A 19,545-nucleotide genomic window follows, 5' to 3' on the forward strand; every position below is an offset into this window, starting at 1 on the left:
AAAATAAACACCTTTAGTCCGAAAATGGATTAAAGGTGTTTTTTTAATTCTCTTATTTTATAAATGCCTTGTAGGCCTTGTAGGTCATATAGGCGTCAGCCTTTGAAACTAGTTCAATTGGTGCGTGCATTGATAGCATTGCAGTTCCAATATCTAGAACTTCTGCGCCGTATTTGGCTACATAGGCAGCAATTGTTCCGCCGCCGCCTTGGTCAATTTTTCCAAGTTCGCCAGTTTGGTAAATTACCTTATTTTCCCTAAAGGTCTTTCTAACTTCTCTCAAAAATTCTGCATTGGCATCATTTGATCCGCCTTTGCCTCTGGCACCTACATATTTTGACATGCAAATACCATGGCCTAGGTAGGCAGAGTTTAGTGGGTCCATTGTGTCCTTGTAGTCAGGATCCATTGCAGGAGAAACGTCAGCTGATAAGCACTTAGAATTTGCTAGAGCCCTTCTAACTAAAAGGTTAGAGTGGTGGCCTAGGCCTGCAGACACTTCAGCAACCATATTTTCAAAGAACTTGGCTTGCATGCCAGTGTTTCCAACTGAGCCGATTTCTTCCTTGTCAACTAAAAGAACAGCAGCAGTTTTTTCTGGATTTTCAATTTCCATAATTGCCTTAAAGGCTGCATAAGAACAAACTCTATCGTCGTGGCCGTGGGCAGCAATCATAGACCTATCAAAGCCTACGTCTCTAGCCTTGCCAGCAGGAACAGCTTCTAGTTCAGCAATTTGAAAGTCTTCTTCAACTATTTTGTAGTCATCGTATAACTTCTTTAAGATGGCTTTTTTAATTGGATTTTCTTTATCTTCAATGGCAAAAGAAGAGTGACCTGCTAGTAGGTTTAGGGATTCACCAGTAATTCCTTCAGCCATAGTTTTTTTATTTAAGTCAGCAGACAAGTGGGCTAGAAGGTCAGTAATGTAAAATACTGGGTCGTCTTCCTTGTCGCCAATAGAAATTTCTATCATCTCATCTTCAGAGTTTACAATAACTCCATGAAGGGCTAGGGGAATAGTTGTCCATTGGTATTTTTTAATGCCGCCATAGTAGTGGGTCTTAAGTAGGGCAAGGTTTGAATCTTCGTAAAGTGGGTTGGCCTTTAGGTCTAGCCTTGGAGAGTCAATGTGGGCTCCAACTATGTTCATACCTTTTTCTAAATCCTCTTTTCCTAAAACCATTAGAACCAAGGACTTGTCCTTGTTGTTTAAATAAATTTTGTCGCCAGCCTTTAGGCCATTTTTAACAGCTTCATCTAAAGGAACAAAACCGTTTTTCTTGGCCTCAGCCAAAAGGAATTTTGTAGCCAGTCTTTCAGTTTTGCCATAGTCTAAAAAGTTTTTGTAGTCTTCGCAATAAGAAAAGATCTTATCGTGTTCTTCTTTAGAAACTTCTTGCCAAATGTTTTTCTTTTTTAATTGTAAATCTTCTAAGTTCATAAAAACCTCCTATAATTCTTCTTCGCTAATTACTTTAAAATTTTCTCTCAAAAGGGCCTGGCAGGTAATGCCATCTCCTTTTATCAGCCTTTTAGAAAAGCTGCCGTCATAAATTTTTCCTCTGCCACAAGAAGGGCTTTTTGCTTTTAAAATAGCCAAATCGACCTTATAAAGTCTAGCTAGCTTTAAAGTCTCTTCGGCACCTTTTTGAAACTCTCTTGTAAAATCTTTACCAAGTTCATTTATGACTTTGCCATCTTTTATTTCACAAGGCAGCCTTGGTGTAGGCAGGCCTCCTAAAACTTCTGGACAAACTGGAATTAAAATATAATCATCCATAAGCCTTAAAATTCTAGGATCAGTTTTTTCCTTTTGGTCATACCTGCAAGTAACTCCTAAAAGACAGGCAGAAACTAAAATTTTTTTCATAAGAGCCTCCAGAAGTATTTTAACACAAATTTCGCAAATTCGAAAAATTAATGAAAGAAAATTTAAATTGATTTTTTTAAAGCCTTGCTGGTTATAAATATATCAGAAAGAAAAAAGGAGGGTAAAAAATGCTTCTAAAAAGAAGATCCTATGGTAATCATGTAATTACTAAACAAGAAGAGGTCCAAATAGAAAAAGTCACTAAAATAATTCCTGAAGTAGAATCTAAACTAAGAGGGAAAATGATTAAGGTTCCTGAAATTATTTATAAGTGTTCAGGAATAAAAGTTTTAGGCAAGAGAATTAAGTCTTTAATTTTTACTACAGATGCAGCAATTATTAAAAACAACAATGCCCAAGCTACAATTGGGGTTTATCCCTTTACTCCTCAACTAGCTGTAATGGAAGCAGTAATAGAACTATCCTCAGTCCCAGCCTTTGTTGGAGTAGGCGGTGGGCCAACACCTCCTAAAAGAGCAGTGGAAATGGCTTTGACTGCAGAATTAAAGGGAGCCTATGGAGTAGTTTTAAATGCACCAACAAAGCTAGAGACAATTAAGGCTGTAGCAGAAAATGTAGACATAGCAGTAGTGTGTACAGTTGCATCAGTTAATGACGACTTTATGAAAAAAGTTAAAGCAGGAGCCAACATTTTAAATATATCAGGAGGCAAGGACACAACGAAAATTGTAAAAAATGTTAGAGAAAAACTTGGACCAGAATTTCCAATAATTGCAACAGGTGGGCCAACAGACGAAACAATCCTTGAAACAATAATGGCAGGAGCCAATGCTATAACCTATACACCACCAACAACTGCAGAAATTTTTGAAGTGGTAATGGAATCTTATAGAGATAAAATTGAAGATTAAAAAGTTAAGAAGACAAAATAAATCCTAGACCAAAAACTGGCCTAGGATTTTTACTTGTACATATTAAATTGAAATCCCTTTGGTTAAATAAGTTTTTCGCCACAAGATTTACAAAAACTTGCGTCTTCGTCGTTAAGGGTCTTACACTTTGGACATCTGACCATAATTTTTTCTTTTTGAGAAACTCTCACTCTTTCTAAGTCCTCGTGAATCTTACTTTCGTTTCTAAATTCGTCATAGCTATCGGCGAACTTTCCGCCCTTGGACCTAGAGAATGGCTCTGCATCTCTTCTTTCTCTTTCAGGATCTAAAATTATACCAGCTCCTGCAAGTCCTCCTCTGCCTAAGGCCTTTAAAAGGGAACCGACAAAGATTAAAGCAAAACCAAAAACAGGTAAAAACATAAAGGATCCTACAAAACCAAGCCTTTCTATAAATTCAAACCTACCTTGAAAAAATCCAAAGGAAGTGAAAAAGCTTGACATAAATAAAATCACTCCAACAACTAAAAAAATATTTCCTATTATATATACAACTTTTCTCCAAGTCTTTAATTCTCTATTGTCATTTTTATTATTAGTATTTTTATTTTCAGTCATAAGAATCCTCCTTTAATTATTCTTATTTCATTTATAACCAAAAAAATCAATTTTATTGTAAAAAACAAGTAAAAAAAATTAAGAAAAGCCTTGAAATAAAAATGTTTTGTGGTATTATATTAAAGCTGCAATTTTAAAAGTAGGATAAATAGAGAAAGTTTCATAAAGATTTCACATTAAATCTTGAAAAAACCTTCTATATATTATACAATAATTGGAGCGGAAAATTTTTATGCGATGATGCAAAAGGTGGCTTAGGCCTAGGTACTCTACTAAACAGCAAGGAGATAGAACCTAGACTTAAGGGAATTTTTGCGGAGTAGGTTCGATTTAAAATCGGGCGATTCGACTTTGCTGTTTTTTTAATCGGAAATTTACAAACACCCGGTTAAGTGTATCGGCGAAAGCGAGTCGTAAGTGTTACTTGCGATAGGAGGAAATGTATGTCAAACACACAAAAGATTAGAATCAGATTAAAGGCTTATGATCATGAATTGGTAGATGCATCTGCACAAAAAATTGTTGATGCAGTTAAGGCTACTGGAGCTGAAATTTCAGGTCCTATACCTCTACCAACAGAAGTTGAAATTGTAACAATTTTAAGATCTGTTCATAAACACAAAGATTCTAGAGAACAATTTGAACAAAGAACCCACAAGAGACTAGTTGATATTATTAGTCCAAATCAAAAAACTGTGGATGCTTTGATGAAATTGAATTTGCCAGCAGGCGTTGATATTGAAATAAAGTTATAATTTTTAGATAGAATTATTCCTTTATATGATTACACTAGATGTAATCCGCTATAATTTTGGAGGTGCAAAGTGAAGTACGTAATTGGTAGAAAAGTTGGCATGACTCAAATTTTTACTGAAAGAGGAGATTTAATTCCTGTTTCTGTAATTGCAGTTGAGCCAAGTGTAGTTGTTCAAAAGAAAACAACTGAAAATGAAGGTTATGAAGCTATTCAAGTTGGCTTTGGCGAAGCTAAGAAACACAAAATGACTAAGGCTTTAGCAGGTCACTTTGATAAGGCTTCTGTTGACTATAAGAAGAACTTAAAAGAAATCCGTGTTGACAAGGCAGATGACTACAACATTGGTGATGAAATTCTAGCTGGAGTTTTTGAAGCTGGAGACTATGTTGATGTTACTGGAACTTCAAAAGGAAAAGGAACCCAAGGTATCGTTAAGAGACATGGTTTCTCAAGAGGAAGAATGTCCCACGGTTCTAAGATGCACAGAACAGCTGGTGGTATGGGAGCTTCTGCTTATCCAGGAAGAGTTTTCAAAAACCACAGAATGTCTGGAAAAATGGGAAATGAAAAAGTAACTGTACAAAACCTAGAAGTAGTTAGAGTAGATGCTGATAACAGCTTCATCTTATTAAAGGGTGCTGTTCCAGGACCTAAAAAGGGAATTTTGTACATTAAAGAAACTGTTAAGAGAAAATAAGGAAGGAGGATCTAGATGCCTAAAATTAATATGTTAAACATGAATGGCGAAAATGTTGGAGAAATTGAATTAAATCCAGAAATTTTCGATGTTGAAATAAATGAGCATGCTGTTTATACAGTAGTTAAGAACCTTCTTGCTAACAGAAGACAAGGTACTCAATCTGCTAAGACTCGTGCAGAAGTTAGAGGTGGAGGCAAAAAGCCTTGGAGACAAAAAGGAACTGGTAGAGCAAGACAAGGATCTATTAGATCACCACAATGGAAGGGTGGCGGCGTAGTATTTGCTCCAAAACCAAGAGATTACAGCTATACTACTCCTAAAAAAGTAAGAAGAGTAGCTTTAAAATCAGTTTTAACTTCAAAGTTACAAGAAAAAGAACTTATTGTACTTGATGAACTTAAATTAGACCAAGCTAAGACTAAAGAAATGGTTAAAGTTTTAAAGGCAATTAACGCTGACGAAAAAGCTTTAGTAGTAATTAAAAGACCAGATGAAAACATCATTAGGTCTGCAAGAAACTTACCTACAGTTTTAACTACTAATGCTAACACTTTAAATGTTTATGACATTTTAAAGTACAACTCTTTAATTATTACTAAAGAAGCCCTTGAAGAAATTGAGGAGGTATTCGCATAATGGAAAGATATTATGAAATAATTAGAAGACCTCTAATTACAGAGGACTCTGTAGATAAAATGGAAGAAAACAAATATACTTTCGAAGTTTCTAAAGATGCTAATAAAACAGAAATCAAAAAAGCTGTTGAACACATTTTTGGAGTAAAGGTTGAAAAAGTATATACACAAAATATGTTAGGAAAAATTAAAAGACAAGGAATGACTTCTGGTAGAAGACCAAGTTGGAAAAAAGCAATTGTTAAATTAACTGCTGATTCTAAACCAATTGAGTTCTTTGAAGGAATGTAAGAGCTAGGAGGAAATACTAATGGCAATAAAATCATATAAAGCGACCACTCCTGGACGTAGAGGAATGACAGGACTTTCTTATGCAGACCTTTCTAAAGTAGCTCCAGAAAAGAGCTTACTTGCTCCACTAAAGAGCAAGGCAGGAAGAAATGCTCAAGGAAGAATTACAGTTCGTCATCAAGGTGGCGGAGTAAAGAGAAAATATAGAATTATCGACTTCAAAAGAGATAAAGACGGAATAATTGGAAATGTTGCTTCTATTGAATACGATCCAAATAGAACAGCAAACATTGCACTTATTAACTATCTTGATGGAGAAAAAAGATATATTATCGCTCCAAAAGGACTAAAAGTTGGAGATAAAATTGAATCTGGACCTGAAGCAGATATTAAAGTAGGTAACGCACTACCACTTAGATATATGCCTGTTGGTACAGTAGTTCACAACGTTGAACTTGCAGTTGGTCAAGGCGCTCAATTAGTTAGATCAGCTGGTTCATCTGCCCAATTAATGGCTAAGGAAGGAAGATATGCAACTCTAAGACTTCCTTCTGGAGAAATGAGACTTGTTCTTCTTGATTGTAAGGCAACTGTTGGTACAGTAGGAAATGCTGAACACGAACTAGTTAACGTTGGTAAGGCTGGTAGAAATAGATACAAGGGAATCAGACCTACAGTTAGAGGTTCTGTAATGAATCCAGTAGATCACCCTCACGGTGGTGGTGAAGGTAGGGCTCCTATTGGTAAGCCAGGACCTGTTACTCCATGGGGCAAGAAGGCTCTTGGACTTAAGACTAGAAAGAAAAACAAAAAGTCAAATAAATTTATCGTAAGAAGAAGAAAGAAATAAGGAGGATAAATAATGGCAAGATCCTTAAAAAAAGGACCATTCGCAGATGAGCATCTATTAAAGAAAATAGACAAGCTTAATGAAACAAATTCAAAAGAAGTTATTAAGACATGGTCTAGAAGATCTACAATCTTCCCAGAAATGGTATCACACACAATTGCTGTGTACGACGGTAGAAAACATGTACCTGTATATATTACAGAAGACATGGTTGGACATAAATTAGGTGAGTTTGTTCCTACAAGAACATTTAGGTCTCACACAGGAACTGATGCAAAATCTGAAAAGGCATCAGAATTAAAATAGGAGGAATATGAATATGGAAGCTAGAGCAATAGCAAAGTATGTTAGAATATCACCTCTTAAAGTAAATTATATCTGTTCAGAAATTCGCGGTAAGCAAGTTGACGAAGCTTTAGCTATGCTAAAAGTTACTCCTAAAAGAGGAGCTAGAGAACTTTATAAAGTTCTTAACTCTGCCGTAGCAAATGCAGAACACAACCTACACTTAGACAGAGGAAATCTCTTTGTAAAAGACGCTAAGGCAAATGATGGTCCTACAATGAAGAGAATTAGACCAAAAGCCAAAGGATCGGCTTATCCAATCCTTAAGAGAAGCAGCCACATTAGTGTAGTAGTAGCTGAAAGAGATTAATAAAGGAGGATATAATGGGTCAAAAAGTACACCCACACGGACTTAGAGTTGGAGTTATCAAAGACTGGAGTTCGAGATGGTTTGCAGATAAGAAAGACTTCGGAGACTTACTTGTTGAAGATAATAAAATAAGAGAATATTCTAAAGAAAAATTATACATGGCTGGAATTTCTAAAGTTGATATAGAAAGAGCAGCTAACAAAATAAAAGTAACTGTTTACACTGCAAAACCAGGAATGGTTATTGGTAGAGGTGGAGCAGGAGTTGAAGAATTCAGATTAGAACTAGAAAAATTAACAGGAAAAAGCGTTGTTGTTAACGTAGAAGAAGTAAAATATCCTGATTTAGATGCTCAACTAGTAGCAGAATCAATTGCCCAAGCACTAGAAAGAAGAATTTCTTTTAGAAGGGCTATGAAACAAGCTATGCAAAGAACAATGAGAATGGGCGCTCTAGGTATTAAAACCCAAGTATCAGGAAGGGTTGGAGGAGCTGATATGGCTAGAACAGAAGGCTATTCAGATGGAACTATTCCTCTACAAACACTAAGAGCAGACATTGATTATGGTTTTGCTGAAGCTGACACAACTTACGGAAAATTAGGCGTTAAGGTATGGATTTATAAGGGAGAAGTTCTTCCTGGCCAAAAATCTGCACCTCCAATTGGACCAAAAAAAGACGACCGTAAGGGCAAGAGAAGAAACAACAGACGTAGAAGAAACGACAACAAACAAGACCAATAATATTGGTTATGTAGGAAGGAGGAGCATTTAAATATGTTAATGCCTAAAAGAGTAAAATACCGTAGAGTTCACAGAGGTAGAATGAAGGGTAAATCACATAGAGGAAACACTCTTACCTATGGAGATTACGGTCTACAAGCTCTAGAACCAAGTTGGATAACATCAAACCAGATAGAAGCTGCTAGACGTGCAATGACTAGAAGTATTCGTCGTGGTGGTAATATATGGGTAAAAGTATTCCCAGACAAATCAGTAACAAGAAAACCTGCAGAAACTCGTATGGGTTCTGGTAAGGGCTCACCTGAATACTGGGTAGCAGTAGTAAAACCAGGTAGAGTTTTGTTCGAAATGACAGGTGTTTCAGAAGAAGTAGCAAGAGAAGCAATGAGACTTGCAGCTATGAAACTTCCAATAAAGACAAAATTTATAATGAAGGAAGAGGAAGGTGAAGCTAGTGAAGACTAATGAAATTCGTAAATTGTCACAAGAGGACCTAGAAAAAAAGGCTTTAGAATTAAAAACTGAATTATTCAATTTAAGATTTCAATTAGCCACTGGACAACTTGATAATCCTAGCTATATAAAATCCGTTAAAAAGGATATAGCCCGCGTTAAAACAATTATGAGAGAACGTGAACTGGGCATCAGGAAGGAGGCTTAATCTTAAATGGAAAGAAATCAAAGAAAAACTAGAATAGGTGTTGTTGTAAGCGACAAAATGGATAAAACAGCCGTTGTAGAACTTCATACTGTTTCAGTTCATAGATTATATGGAAAACACATCAGAAATACTGAAAGATTTAAGATTCATGACGAAAACAATGAATGTGGTATTGGTGATACAGTAAAGATAATGGAAACTAGACCACTTAGCAAAGATAAGAGATGGAGATTAGTTGAAATAATCGAAAAAGCTAAATAAGCTAGATTATTTAGATTGGAGGAACTTTATGATACAAGTAGAGAGCCGCCTAAAAGTAGCAGACAACTCTGGTGCTAGAGAAGTATATGTAATAAGAGTGCTTGGTGGAACTAAAAGAAGATATGCCAGTATCGGTGATGTAGTAGTTTGTTCAGTTAAACAAGCAATCCCAGGCGGAGTTGTAAAAAAAGGCGATGTAGTAAAAGCAGTTGTTGTTAGAACTAAAAAAGGTCTACAAAGACCAGACGGTACAAAGATCAGATTTGATGACAATGCAGCTGTTATAATAAAAGACGACAAGAGTCCAGTAGGAACACGTATATTTGGACCTGTAACAAGAGAGTTAAGAAATAAAAACTATATGAAGATTATTTCTCTAGCTCCAGAAGTATTATAGGAGGAGTTAAACTATGCGTATAAAATCCGGAGACACTGTTATTGTAATAGCAGGTAAGGAAAAAGGAAAAACTGGCAAGGTACTAAGAACTCTTCCAAGAGAAGAAAAAGTAATTGTAGAAGGTTTAAACATTGTAACCAAACACATGAAAATGAGAGGACCTGGCCAACCAAGCGGAATACAAAAGGTAGAAGCACCTATTCACGTATCAAATGTTATGTACTATGATGGAAAAAGCAAAAAAGGTACAAAAATTGGATACACTTTTGACGGCAAGAAAAAAGTAAGAGTAGCTAAGTCTACCGGTTCAAAAATAGACTAGGCGGAAGGAGGTAAACATGGCTTCCAGATTAAGAGAAAAATATAATGATGAAGTAGTTTCTGCCTTAACTGAAAAATTTAGCTACGAAAATGTAATGCAAGTTCCAAAACTTGAAAAAGTAGTAGTAAACATTGGTGTAGGAGAAGCAAAAGACAATCCAAAGACACTAGAATCTGCAGTTAGGGATTTAACTACAATAACTGGACAAAAACCAGTAGTAACTAGAGCAAAAAAATCAATTGCAAACTTTAAAATTCGTGAAGGAATGAACCTAGGATGTAAGGTAACACTTAGAGGCGAAAAGATGTATGAATTCCTGGACAAGCTAATGAACATAGCTCTTCCAAGAGTTAGAGACTTTAGAGGTGTTTCTGACAAATCCTTCGACGGTAGAGGAAATTATTCTTTAGGACTTAAAGAACAATTAATTTTCCCAGAAATCGAATATGATGATATAGATACCCTAAGAGGAATGAACATAGTCGTAGTAACAACTGCTGAAACAGATGAAGAAGCTAAGGCTCTATTAGAAGAGCTAGGCATGCCATTTGTAAAGGCACAATAGACTAAGGAGGATTAAATGGCTAAGAAATCAAAAATTGCCATGCAAAAAAGAAAGCCAAAATATAGTACACAGGCATATTCAAGATGTAAAATATGCGGAAGACCACATGCATATCTAAGAAAATACGGAATTTGCCGTATCTGCTTTAGAGAGCTAGCCTATAAGGGAGAAATTCCTGGAGTAAGAAAAGCTAGTTGGTAATACGCTGGAAAGGAGATAAAACACTATGATGACAGATCCAATTGCTGACATGCTTACAAGAATTAGAAATGCCAGCAGTGCAAAACACAAATCAGTTGAGGTTCCAGCTTCTAAAATCAAAAAAGATATAGCGGAAATTTTACTAAGCGAAGGCTTTATTAAGAGCTATGAACTAGAAGATGATGGCAAGCAAGGAATTTTAAAAATAGATTTAAAATACGGACAAAACGAAGAAAGAATTATCAGTGGAATTAAGAGAATATCTAAACCAGGACTTAGAGTTTACGTTAAAGCAAACGAACTTCCAAAAGTACTAGGAGGTCTAGGTATTGCTATAATCTCAACATCTAAAGGCGTTTTAACTGATAAAGAAGCAAGAAACCAAGATGTAGGCGGAGAAGTTATCTGCTACGTTTGGTAATGTACTAGGAGGAAAGAAATGTCAAGAATTGGAAAATTACCAATTGAAATACCAGCTGGAGTTGATGTAAAAGTATCAGACGACAACGTGGTAGAAGTTAAAGGTAACCTAGGAACTCTTTCTCAACAAATCGACAAAGATTTATTAGTTAAAGTTGAAGATGGACAAATTATCGTGGAAAGACCATCTGATTCAAAAGAACATAGATCAATCCACGGCCTTTATAGAACACTTATTAACAACATGATTGAAGGTGTTACTAAGGGATATCAAAAAGAGTTAGAGATAATAGGTACAGGCTATAGAGCTGCAAAAACTGGAAAAACTTTAAATCTGACCCTAGGATTTTCTCATCCACTAGATCTTGAAGATCCAGAGGGAATTGAAGTAGAAGTTCCATCAGCAAACTCAATTATAGTAAAAGGTATAGATAAACAACAAGTAGGCCAATACGCTGCTAAAATTAGATCTTACAGACAACCTGAACCTTACAAAGGAAAGGGAATTAGATACAAAGATGAATATGTAGCAAGAAAAGTTGGTAAAACAGGTAAGTAGAAAGGAGAGAAACTAAGTGATTAAAAAAATCGACAAAAATGCTAATAGAAAAGCAAGACACATGAGAATTAGAAATAAAGTTTCCGGAACTACTTCAGTGCCAAGACTTTGCGTATTTAAATCAAATGCTCATATTTATGCACAAATCATTGATGATGTAAATGGAAAAACACTAGTTTCAGCATCCTCTCTTGAAAAAGATTTAGGACTAGAACAAACAGGCAACAAAGAAGCAGCTAAGGCTGTTGGTGAATCAGTAGCTAAAAAAGCACTAGATGCAGGAATCGAACAAGTTGTGTTTGATAGAGGCGGATATATTTACCACGGTAAAGTAAAAGAATTAGCAGAAGCTGCTAGAGAAGCTGGTCTAAAATTCTAAGGAGGAAACATGCGAAAAAAATATGTAGATACTAGCGCAATGGAACTTAACGATAGAGTTGTTGCGATAAATAGAGTAGCTAAAGTTGTTAAAGGTGGACGTAACTTTAGATTTTCAGTATTAGTAGTAGTAGGAGATGGAAACGGCCACGTTGGAGTAGGATCTGGAAAGGCAATGGAAATTCCAGAAGCTATTAGAAAGGCCATCCAAGATGCTAAAAAGCATGTAGTAAAAGTTTCCCTATTAGACGGAACAGTTCCTCATATTTCTGAAGGAATAAGCGGAGCAGGAAGAGTACTACTTAAACCAGCTCCAGAAGGAAACGGAGTTATTGCTGGTGGTGCTGTTCGTGCAGTATGCGAAATGGCAGGAATCACAGATGTAACTACTAAAAACTTAGGATCAAACAATCCAAAAAATACAGTAATGGCAACAATGAATGCCTTAGAAAATCTAAAGAACGCTGAAGAAGTTGCAAGACTTAGAGGCAAAACAGTAGAAGAACTATTAGGTTAAGGAGAAGCCATGAGTACAATTAAAATAAAATTGACTAAAAGCCCTATAGGAAAAATCGAAAGTCATAAAAGAACTGTTAAGGCTCTAGGATTTAGAAAAGTAGGACAGATAGTCGAAAAAGAAGACACACCTCAAATTAGAGGAATGATTGACAAAATCGATTATATGGTTGAGATAGTAGAGTAGGAGGTGTCTAATGAAACTGCATAATTTAAGACCTGCAGAAGGCGGAGGCGTAAAGAAGAGAAAAAGAGTTGGTAGAGGAATCGGTTCTGGACTTGGAAAAACTTCAGGAAGAGGACACGACGGCCAAAAAGCAAGATCAGGCGGAGGCGTAAGACCAGGATTCGAAGGTGGTCAAATGCCATTATTCCGTAGACTGCCAAAGCGTGGATTTAAAAATATTAACACTAAAAAATTCGCTGAAATCAACCTAGACAGATTAAATAAATTTGAATCAGGTGCAGTAGTAGACCTAGATGCACTTGTAGAAGCAGGAATCGTAAAGAGCAGAGATGCTGTTGACGGTTTAAGAATATTAGGAAATGGAGAATTAAATCATCCATTAACAGTAAAGGCGACATATTTTACAAAATCAGCTCAAGAAAAAATTGAAGCCGCTGGCGGAAAGGCAGAGGTGATTTAAAATGTGGTCAAACCTTAGAGATGCGTGGAAAATTCCCGAAATAAGAAAAAAACTATTATTTACCCTAGCGACAGTTTTTATATTTAGAATTGGATCAGCAATTCCAGTTCCATATATGAACCAAGAAGCTATTCAACAACTATTTAATAATAGCCAAGGAACAATGCTTGACTTCTTAGATATGATGGCTGGGGGAAATATATCTCAATTTTCAGTATTTGCAACAAGTATATATCCATATATTACTGCATCTATTGTAATACAATTATTAACTTATGCTATTCCTTCACTAGAAGAATTAGCTAAAGACGAAGACGGAAGAAAGAAGATTCAAATATACACTAGATATTTAGGAATAGCCCTAGCATTTGTAACAGCTATTGGATATACCTTTGGACTATTTGGATCAGCCCTTGAAGCTACAACCCTAATGCAAAAAATGATTGTAGTACTTTCAATTGTAGGTGGAACAGCATTTCTAATATGGTTATCTGATCAAATTACCATGTATGGTATTTCTAATGGATCATCAATAATAATTTTCTTAGGTATTATTGGTAAATTACCTGGAGATATTAGAAAAATGATCTATGGAGTAAAAATAGGTTATATAAGCATATTATCAGTAGTATTATTCACAATTTTTGCCTTATTTGTAGTAGTAATTGTTGTTGCTATTAACGAAGGTGAAAGAAGAATACCAGTTCAATATGCAAAAAGAGTAGTAGGAAGAAAACTTTATGGAGGTCAAGCAACTCATATTCCAATTAAAGTTTCAATGTCAGGAGTAATGCCAATAATTTTCGCTAACGCAATTATGTCAATCCCTGGCTTACTATCTATTTTTAATCCAGAAGGTGGATTTGCTAGATTCTTTACTAACTGGTTTACAACACAAACAGTTAAAGGAACAGTAATCTATACCATATTAAATATAGTTCTAATAATTGCATTTGCATTTTTCTACTCATCAATGCAATTCAATACAGTAGAATATTCAAAAAACCTACAACAACAAGGTGGATTCATTCCAGGAATTAGACCAGGAAAACCAACATCTGTTTATCTACAAAGAATCTTAGATAGAGTTGTAATTGTAGGAGCAATTGTATTAGCCTTCCTAGCAACAATACCAACATTTGTATCAATATTTACAAAAATACCGATAGCATTTGGTGGAACATCACTAATAATCGTAGTTGGAGTAGTAATCGAAATCGTTAAGTCAATTGAGCAACAAATGCTTATTAGACATTACAAAGGATTCTTAAACTAGGAGGAGAAGATGAGATTAGTTATTCTAGGTCCTCCAGGGGCCGGAAAAGGTACGCAAGCAAACGAAATAGTAGAAAGATATAACATTCCACATATATCAACTGGAGATATTCTTAGAGAAAATATTAAGAAGGGAACAGACCTTGGCCTTGAAGCAAAAAAATACATGGACCAAGGCAACCTAGTTCCAGATACTTTAGTACTAGACTTAATCCAAGAGAGAATATCAAGAGCTGATACAAAAGATGGATTCTTACTAGACGGATTTCCAAGAAATGTATCCCAAGCAACATCACTAGATGCAGAACTTGACAAACTTGGAATCAAATTAGACAAAGTAATAAATATTATTGTAGACCCTAAAAAGCTCATAGCAAGAGCTACATCAAGAAGGGTGTGCCCAACTTGTGGAGAAACCTACAACATAGTGGCCAAACCACCAAAAGTTGAAGGAAAATGTGACAAAGACGGATCTGATTTAATAATAAGATCTGACGACACAGAAGAAACAGTATCAAGAAGAATTGAAGTTTATACTGAACAAACATCTCCACTTATTGACTATTACAAGGCACAAGGAACCCTATTTGATGTAGATGGTTCTCAATCAATTGAACAAGTAACTGAAGATATATTTAAAGGACTGAACAAATAATTAATGGACAGTACTAGATATCTAAAAGTTGGGCAGGTAGTAAGTTCAAAAAACGGAAGAGACGCTTTTAAAGTCTTTGTGATTGTAGAAATCCTAGACGACAAATATGTTCTAATAGCCGATGGCAAAAGAAGAACATTAGAAAAGCCAAAGAAGAAAAAAGTTAATCACTTAAATATTTACAAAAAAGTTTTTGAAGAAATAAAGTCCAAAGCTTGTGGCAAGTATCAACTAAACGATGCTTATATAAGAAGGATTTTAAAGCCCTTTGAAGAAATTGAATTAGAGAAACAGGAGGTTTCAATAAATGAGTAAAGAAGATATCATTGAAGTACAAGGTAAGGTAAAAGAAGCCCTACCAAATACACAGTTTATTGTAGAGCTAGAAAACGGACACGAAGTACTAGCCCACATATCTGGAAAACTCAGAATGAATTATATCAGAATACTCCCAGGAGACACAGTAACCCTAGAAATGTCTCCATACGACTTAACTAGAGGAAGAATTACTTGGAGAAACAAGTAAAGAGGAGGGAATATAATGAAAGTTAGACCATCTGTAAAAAAGATGTGCGAAAAATGTAAAATAATAAAAAGGAAAGGCAGAATAATGGTTATCTGTCAAAACCCTAAGCATAAACAAAGACAAGGCTAAGACGGAGGTAGTATACTAAATGGCAAGAATATCTGGTGTTGATTTACCAAGAGAAAAAAGAATTGAAATAGGACTAACTTATGTCTATGGCATCGGAAGAGCAAGATCAAACGAAATTCTTCAAAAAGCAGGAGTAAATCCTGATACAAGAGTAAAGGATTTGACAGAAGCTGAAGAAGCTGCAATTAGAAAAGCTGTTGATGACTATCATGTAGAAGGGGACCTTAGAAGGGACAGAGCTCTTGATATAAAAAGATTAAGAGACATTAACTGCTTTAGAGGAATGAGACATAGACGTAGTCTTCCAGTAAGAGGACAAAGAACAAAAACAAACGCAAGAACAAGAAAAGGACCAAAGAGACTAGTCTCAAAAGGAAAGTAAAAGAAGGAGGTAAAAAATAATGGCACCAACAAAACGTAAGGGAACACGTACCAGAAGAAGAGAACGTAAATACGTAGAAAAAGGCCAAGCTCACATTGCTTCCAGCTTTAACAACACAATGGTAACACTATCTGACTCAAACGGAAATGTATTATCATGGGCTAGTGCTGGTCAATTAGGTTTTAGAGGATCTAGAAAATCAACTCCATTTGCAGCCCAACAAGCAGCAGATGAAGCAGCAAAAAAAGCTATAAGTGAATATGGACTAAAATCAGTAGAAGTATTTGTAAAAGGTCCAGGATCTGGTAGAGAAGCAGCAATTAGAGCATTACAAGCTGCTGGTCTAGATGTAACTATGATAAAAGACGTTACTCCATTACCACACAATGGTACAAGACCACCAAAACGTAGAAGAGTATAATTTGACTTTTTTATACCTTAAAAGGAGGCTTTGTAATGATAGAAATCGAAAAACCTATAGTTACCATTCAAAATAGTGAAGAAGATGGAAATTATGGTAGATTTATAGTAGAACCCTTAGAAAGAGGCTATGCTATAACTCTAGGTAATTCTCTAAGGAGAATACTTTTATCTTCACTTCCAGGAGCAGCAGTTTCTAAAATAAAAGTAAGAGGAGTTCAACACGAATTCGATACTATTCCAGGAATGCTAGAAGATGTCCAAGAGCTAATCCTTAATATTAAACAATTAGTATTATCAATGGAATCAGAAGAACCAGTATCAGTTCTTATAGACAAAGTAGGGCCATGCGAAGTAAAGGCGTCAGATATAATTACAGGAACAGACGTAGTTATAAACGACCCAAACCAATATATAGCAACCCTAAACGAAGACGGACATCTATATATGGAGATGGTAGTTTCAAGAGGCAGAGGATACGAACCTGCAGAAACTCACAAAGATGAAAACACTGACATAGAAGCCATCCTCATAGACGCTAACTATTCACCAGTAAAATCAGTAAATTGGACTAGTGAAAACACAAGAGTAGGACAAAGAATCGATTACGAAAGACTTATCCTTGAAGTAGAAACTTATGGCTCAATAATGGCAAGAGAGGCAGTTAGCTTAGCAGCTAAAATTCTTATAGAGCACCTTGATTTATTTGTAAACATGACAGAACATGTAAGCGATGTTGAAATCATGGTAGAAAAAGAAGAAGAAGACAAAGAAAAAGTTCTAGAAATGACAGTAGAAGAACTTGACCTATCAGTTAGATCATATAACTGCTTAAAGAGAGCAGGAATAAATACAGTTGACGACTTGATTCAAAAAACTGAAGCAGAAATGATGAAAGTTAGAAACTTAGGGAAAAAATCTTTACTTGAAGTCAAAGGAAAACTTGCAGAACTAGATCTATCTTTAAAGGAAGAAGAAGTCTAAAGGAGGAAACTATGGCAAAGCTAAGAAAGCTTGGTCGTACATCTGACCATAGAGATCACATGCTTAGAAATCTTACAACTTCTGTTTTAGAATCTGGTAGAATAACAACTACAGTAACTAGAGCAAAAGAAGCCCAAAGAATGACTGAGAAAATGATCACTCTAGGTAAGAGAGGCGACCTACATGCAAAAAGACAAGCAAATGCATACCTTTACGATGCAAAGCTTGTTCAAACTCTTTTCAACGAAATCGCACCAAAGTATGAAAACAGAAACGGTGGTTACACAAGAGTTCTAAAATTAGGACAAAGACGTGGCGATGGAGCTGAATTGGCGATACTTGAATTAGTAGAATAAAAAATTTATTATAAATTCGGAGGTTAGAAAAACTAATCTCCTTTTTTATTGGGAAAAATTAGTTTGGAATGGAAAACCTGATCTCGAATTGAAAAATAATATAATTTGCTTAGCAAAAAGATAAATGATATTATAATAACAAATGTAAGTAATATATATGATTTAATTTTTAGAAAGGAGGTCAACAAGATAAAATTAAAAAACTGGAGGAATAGTATGCAAGAAAAGAAAATCTTAAAATCCGATGTTAAAAAGCCTTTGAAATTTTTATACTCTAATATTAGGAAAAAGGAGCTCTTCCTATTATATAGTTTGTCTGTGATATCTATCCTCATAAAAACAGCGAATATATTTCTTTCTGGATATATTGTTCAAGATGCCATAGAATTTAGGAAATTAAATATGAAGTTCACGCTCATCTTTTTAATCCTCACCATCAGTGAAATCATCATCTTTAAGCTTAAAACTTATATATCCAACCGCATTTCATACAAGGTTGAAAATAGACTGCTACTTAAGTCCGTTAATTCCATATTGGATATTAAACAATTGGATCTAGAGGCCTTTGGCCAATATGAAATCAATAACATATTGACTCAGGATGGACAGCGAGTCAAGCAATTTATAAATAAAAATATTGAAAAGCTTATTTTCTTTCCATTGTCCTTTCTAATCTATTTTATTTTTATCTTAAAGACAAATACCAGGATTGGACTTATCATTAGTCCCATAATTATTCTCTCATCCCTTTTTAATATCTTTATTACAGATAAATTAGTTCACGAATTGGGAAAAAAGGTGGAGGTCACCCATACACTCAATTCCTATGAGCAGGATATTATGGGCAATCAGGACCTGGTTCGGTCTTATAGAATTTTTGATTTTGTACTTAATAAATATGAAAATAGCTTGGGCGACATGTATACCAGCGACAAATCCGCCTTGAAGGTGAAATATATTTCATATATACCAGGCCTAATTAATGAATACTTGCCTATCCTAGTTCTCAGTATTTTATCCTTAGGCCTTATTATGAACAAGCAGCTTAATTACGGCGACTTTATTATTCTAGTCGGCTTGGTAAACCAGGTCTCTCTGCCTTTTACTCAATTTTTAAGAATTCTAAACAATCTGAAGATTATAGAAATTTATGAGAAAAACTTTTCCAAAATTTTATCCACTGACGCTGCCAAAAGCATGCCTTCTCAGTCCGTATCACTTAAAATGGATTGTCTTTCCATCGAATTAAAGCATGTGGATTTTTCCTATGAGGAACATTTCAAAAATACCCTTAACGATTTATCTTTATCCATATCGGACAAGGAAAAGGTGCTTATTACCGGGCCTTCTGGGATTGGAAAGTCAACATTGATCAAGCTTGTATCTGGCGTCTTAGAGCCAATTAAAGGTTTAGTTAAAGTATATGGTATCGATCCCTTTGACAATGAAAGGACTATTTTTGAAAATATAGCCATCATCGATCAAAAGCAGGAATTTTTTAAAGAAAGCATTCCTTTTAATATAAGTTTGAAGAAAGAATTAACCGATGAAGAAAAGGTCCGACTGAATGAAATTATAATATATACAGACTTGGACCAGCTCTGTACAGAAAAAGCATATATTGAAAAGAACGGCCAAAATTTGTCTGGAGGACAAAAGCTTAGAATTTTAGTGGCCAGGGCCCTATTCTCTCAAAGGAAGATTATGCTCTTGGATGAGCCGGATTTCGCCATCGATGAAGCAGGAATAGACAAAATATATCAACTTATTACAAGCATTGATTCCACAGTCCTTGTGATCACACACAATCGAAGGATCCACGGTTATTTTGACAAGCATTATATTTTTAGCAGGAAGGGAAAACTTTATGAGGAGAATGCCAATGAATATTAATCAGATATTTCGAAAAGTACTCA

The 19,545-nt window shown here is 35.3% G+C and carries 35 protein-coding genes; 32 read left to right on the forward strand and 3 right to left on the reverse strand.

Features of this window, described 5'->3' with window-relative positions; all coding sequences use genetic code 11:
• Positions 1–52 precede the first annotated feature (52 nt).
• Together BN2667_RS01580 and BN2667_RS09300 are read right to left on the reverse strand one after the other, a co-directional pair.
• Positions 53–1,444 carry an aminopeptidase gene (locus tag BN2667_RS01580; RefSeq protein ID WP_054251571.1) on the reverse strand — a complete coding sequence of 464 codons (1,392 nt, stop codon included), beginning with the start codon at positions 1,442–1,444 and terminating at the stop codon, positions 53–55.
• Positions 1,445–1,453: 9 nt separating this feature from the next.
• Entirely contained in the window at positions 1,454–1,873 is a 420-nt protein-coding gene (locus tag BN2667_RS09300; RefSeq protein ID WP_054251572.1) for a 2-thiouracil desulfurase family protein, read from the reverse strand.
• A gap of 242 nt (positions 1,874–2,115) precedes the next feature.
• Here BN2667_RS09300 and BN2667_RS01590 point away from each other — a divergent pair, with 242 nt between their 5' ends.
• Positions 2,116–2,745, forward strand: coding sequence for a hydrolase (locus BN2667_RS01590; protein WP_075967879.1), 630 nt, complete (start codon positions 2,116–2,118; stop codon positions 2,743–2,745).
• 83 nt (positions 2,746–2,828) lie between these two features.
• Here the strand turns inward: BN2667_RS01590 and BN2667_RS01595 are convergent, their stop codons facing one another.
• Positions 2,829–3,344, reverse strand: a complete 516-nt coding sequence (locus tag BN2667_RS01595) for a zinc ribbon domain-containing protein (RefSeq protein ID WP_054251573.1) — start codon at positions 3,342–3,344, stop codon at positions 2,829–2,831.
• Positions 3,345–3,787: 443 nt separating this feature from the next.
• On the opposite strand from BN2667_RS01595, the gene rpsJ reads away from it, so the two are divergent.
• From rpsJ to BN2667_RS01750, 31 genes are all read left to right on the forward strand, one after another.
• A complete protein-coding gene (rpsJ, locus tag BN2667_RS01600) occupies positions 3,788–4,099 on the forward strand; it encodes a 30S ribosomal protein S10 (protein ID WP_054251574.1) in 312 nt (103 codons plus the stop codon).
• A gap of 69 nt (positions 4,100–4,168) precedes the next feature.
• A complete protein-coding gene (rplC, locus tag BN2667_RS01605; protein WP_075967850.1) occupies positions 4,169–4,798 on the forward strand; it encodes a 50S ribosomal protein L3 in 630 nt (209 codons plus the stop codon).
• A 15-nt stretch (positions 4,799–4,813) separates the two neighbouring features.
• Positions 4,814–5,437 (forward strand): 50S ribosomal protein L4, encoded by a 624-nt coding sequence (rplD, locus tag BN2667_RS01610; protein ID WP_054251575.1) that lies wholly within the window; start codon positions 4,814–4,816, stop codon positions 5,435–5,437.
• The gene (rplW, locus tag BN2667_RS01615) at positions 5,434–5,727 is read left to right on the forward strand and encodes a 50S ribosomal protein L23 (RefSeq protein ID WP_411913847.1); all 294 of its coding nucleotides are present in this window, start codon (positions 5,434–5,436) and stop codon (positions 5,725–5,727) included. Before rplD ends, rplW begins: the two co-directional genes overlap by 4 nt.
• A 19-nt stretch (positions 5,728–5,746) precedes the next feature.
• Positions 5,747–6,577, forward strand: a complete 831-nt coding sequence (gene rplB / locus BN2667_RS01620) for a 50S ribosomal protein L2 (RefSeq protein ID WP_054251577.1) — start codon at positions 5,747–5,749, stop codon at positions 6,575–6,577.
• 12 nt (positions 6,578–6,589) lie between these two features.
• Complete coding sequence (gene rpsS / locus BN2667_RS01625; RefSeq protein ID WP_054251578.1) at positions 6,590–6,883, forward strand: 30S ribosomal protein S19; 294 nt, start codon at positions 6,590–6,592, stop codon at positions 6,881–6,883.
• A gap of 13 nt (positions 6,884–6,896) precedes the next feature.
• On the forward strand, positions 6,897–7,232 hold the full coding sequence (rplV, locus tag BN2667_RS01630) for a 50S ribosomal protein L22 (protein WP_054252144.1): 336 nt from the start codon (positions 6,897–6,899) through the stop codon (positions 7,230–7,232).
• Between the two features lie 14 nt (positions 7,233–7,246).
• Positions 7,247–7,975, forward strand: coding sequence for a 30S ribosomal protein S3 (gene rpsC / locus BN2667_RS01635; protein ID WP_054251579.1), 729 nt, complete (start codon positions 7,247–7,249; stop codon positions 7,973–7,975).
• A 33-nt stretch (positions 7,976–8,008) separates the two neighbouring features.
• Positions 8,009–8,440: a 50S ribosomal protein L16 gene (rplP, locus tag BN2667_RS01640; RefSeq protein WP_054251580.1), complete on the forward strand. Its 432-nt coding sequence runs from the start codon at positions 8,009–8,011 to the stop codon at positions 8,438–8,440.
• Entirely contained in the window at positions 8,430–8,636 is a 207-nt protein-coding gene (rpmC, locus tag BN2667_RS01645) for a 50S ribosomal protein L29 (RefSeq protein WP_054251581.1), read from the forward strand. The genes rplP and rpmC overlap by 11 nt, the downstream gene beginning before the upstream one ends.
• A gap of 6 nt (positions 8,637–8,642) precedes the next feature.
• Positions 8,643–8,897 (forward strand): 30S ribosomal protein S17, encoded by a 255-nt coding sequence (rpsQ, locus tag BN2667_RS01650; protein WP_054251582.1) that lies wholly within the window; start codon positions 8,643–8,645, stop codon positions 8,895–8,897.
• A 28-nt stretch (positions 8,898–8,925) separates the two neighbouring features.
• Positions 8,926–9,294: a 50S ribosomal protein L14 gene (rplN, locus tag BN2667_RS01655; protein WP_054251583.1), complete on the forward strand. Its 369-nt coding sequence runs from the start codon at positions 8,926–8,928 to the stop codon at positions 9,292–9,294.
• A gap of 13 nt (positions 9,295–9,307) precedes the next feature.
• A complete protein-coding gene (rplX, locus tag BN2667_RS01660; RefSeq protein ID WP_054251584.1) occupies positions 9,308–9,616 on the forward strand; it encodes a 50S ribosomal protein L24 in 309 nt (102 codons plus the stop codon).
• 16 nt (positions 9,617–9,632) lie between these two features.
• On the forward strand, positions 9,633–10,181 hold the full coding sequence (rplE, locus tag BN2667_RS01665) for a 50S ribosomal protein L5 (protein ID WP_054251585.1): 549 nt from the start codon (positions 9,633–9,635) through the stop codon (positions 10,179–10,181).
• 15 nt (positions 10,182–10,196) lie between these two features.
• Positions 10,197–10,382 carry a type Z 30S ribosomal protein S14 gene (locus BN2667_RS01670; RefSeq protein WP_054251586.1) on the forward strand — a complete coding sequence of 62 codons (186 nt, stop codon included), beginning with the start codon at positions 10,197–10,199 and terminating at the stop codon, positions 10,380–10,382.
• Positions 10,383–10,410: 28 nt separating this feature from the next.
• The gene (rpsH, locus tag BN2667_RS01675; protein WP_202903558.1) at positions 10,411–10,803 is read left to right on the forward strand and encodes a 30S ribosomal protein S8; all 393 of its coding nucleotides are present in this window, start codon (positions 10,411–10,413) and stop codon (positions 10,801–10,803) included.
• Between the two features lie 18 nt (positions 10,804–10,821).
• On the forward strand, positions 10,822–11,361 hold the full coding sequence (gene rplF / locus BN2667_RS01680) for a 50S ribosomal protein L6 (RefSeq protein ID WP_054251588.1): 540 nt from the start codon (positions 10,822–10,824) through the stop codon (positions 11,359–11,361).
• A gap of 16 nt (positions 11,362–11,377) precedes the next feature.
• The gene (gene rplR / locus BN2667_RS01685; protein ID WP_054251589.1) at positions 11,378–11,740 is read left to right on the forward strand and encodes a 50S ribosomal protein L18; all 363 of its coding nucleotides are present in this window, start codon (positions 11,378–11,380) and stop codon (positions 11,738–11,740) included.
• Between the two features lie 9 nt (positions 11,741–11,749).
• Positions 11,750–12,256 (forward strand): 30S ribosomal protein S5, encoded by a 507-nt coding sequence (rpsE, locus tag BN2667_RS01690; protein WP_054251590.1) that lies wholly within the window; start codon positions 11,750–11,752, stop codon positions 12,254–12,256.
• Positions 12,257–12,265: 9 nt separating this feature from the next.
• Positions 12,266–12,442: a 50S ribosomal protein L30 gene (gene rpmD, locus BN2667_RS01695; protein ID WP_054251591.1), complete on the forward strand. Its 177-nt coding sequence runs from the start codon at positions 12,266–12,268 to the stop codon at positions 12,440–12,442.
• A 10-nt stretch (positions 12,443–12,452) separates the two neighbouring features.
• The gene (rplO, locus tag BN2667_RS01700; RefSeq protein ID WP_054251592.1) at positions 12,453–12,902 is read left to right on the forward strand and encodes a 50S ribosomal protein L15; all 450 of its coding nucleotides are present in this window, start codon (positions 12,453–12,455) and stop codon (positions 12,900–12,902) included.
• Position 12,903: 1 nt separating this feature from the next.
• Positions 12,904–14,178 carry a preprotein translocase subunit SecY gene (gene secY, locus BN2667_RS01705; protein WP_054251593.1) on the forward strand — a complete coding sequence of 425 codons (1,275 nt, stop codon included), beginning with the start codon at positions 12,904–12,906 and terminating at the stop codon, positions 14,176–14,178.
• Between the two features lie 9 nt (positions 14,179–14,187).
• Complete coding sequence (locus BN2667_RS01710; protein WP_054251594.1) at positions 14,188–14,832, forward strand: adenylate kinase; 645 nt, start codon at positions 14,188–14,190, stop codon at positions 14,830–14,832.
• A 3-nt stretch (positions 14,833–14,835) separates the two neighbouring features.
• On the forward strand, positions 14,836–15,147 hold the full coding sequence (locus tag BN2667_RS01715; RefSeq protein ID WP_054251595.1) for a KOW domain-containing RNA-binding protein: 312 nt from the start codon (positions 14,836–14,838) through the stop codon (positions 15,145–15,147).
• Positions 15,140–15,358: a translation initiation factor IF-1 gene (infA, locus tag BN2667_RS01720; protein ID WP_054251596.1), complete on the forward strand. Its 219-nt coding sequence runs from the start codon at positions 15,140–15,142 to the stop codon at positions 15,356–15,358. The genes BN2667_RS01715 and infA overlap by 8 nt, the downstream gene beginning before the upstream one ends.
• Before the next feature lie 15 nt (positions 15,359–15,373).
• A complete protein-coding gene (rpmJ, locus tag BN2667_RS01725) occupies positions 15,374–15,487 on the forward strand; it encodes a 50S ribosomal protein L36 (protein WP_054251597.1) in 114 nt (37 codons plus the stop codon).
• 19 nt (positions 15,488–15,506) lie between these two features.
• A complete protein-coding gene (gene rpsM / locus BN2667_RS01730; protein ID WP_054251598.1) occupies positions 15,507–15,869 on the forward strand; it encodes a 30S ribosomal protein S13 in 363 nt (120 codons plus the stop codon).
• A 19-nt stretch (positions 15,870–15,888) separates the two neighbouring features.
• Positions 15,889–16,290, forward strand: a complete 402-nt coding sequence (rpsK, locus tag BN2667_RS01735; protein WP_054251599.1) for a 30S ribosomal protein S11 — start codon at positions 15,889–15,891, stop codon at positions 16,288–16,290.
• A gap of 35 nt (positions 16,291–16,325) precedes the next feature.
• Entirely contained in the window at positions 16,326–17,273 is a 948-nt protein-coding gene (locus tag BN2667_RS01740; RefSeq protein WP_054251600.1) for a DNA-directed RNA polymerase subunit alpha, read from the forward strand.
• An 11-nt stretch (positions 17,274–17,284) separates the two neighbouring features.
• A complete protein-coding gene (rplQ, locus tag BN2667_RS01745) occupies positions 17,285–17,629 on the forward strand; it encodes a 50S ribosomal protein L17 (protein ID WP_054251601.1) in 345 nt (114 codons plus the stop codon).
• A 216-nt stretch (positions 17,630–17,845) separates the two neighbouring features.
• The gene (locus BN2667_RS01750) at positions 17,846–19,522 is read left to right on the forward strand and encodes an ATP-binding cassette domain-containing protein (RefSeq protein WP_054251602.1); all 1,677 of its coding nucleotides are present in this window, start codon (positions 17,846–17,848) and stop codon (positions 19,520–19,522) included.
• Positions 19,523–19,545 lie beyond the last annotated feature (23 nt).

This window comes from Neofamilia massiliensis (genome assembly GCF_001299475.1).
Classification (GTDB): Bacteria; Bacillota; Clostridia; order Tissierellales; family Peptoniphilaceae; genus Neofamilia; species Neofamilia massiliensis.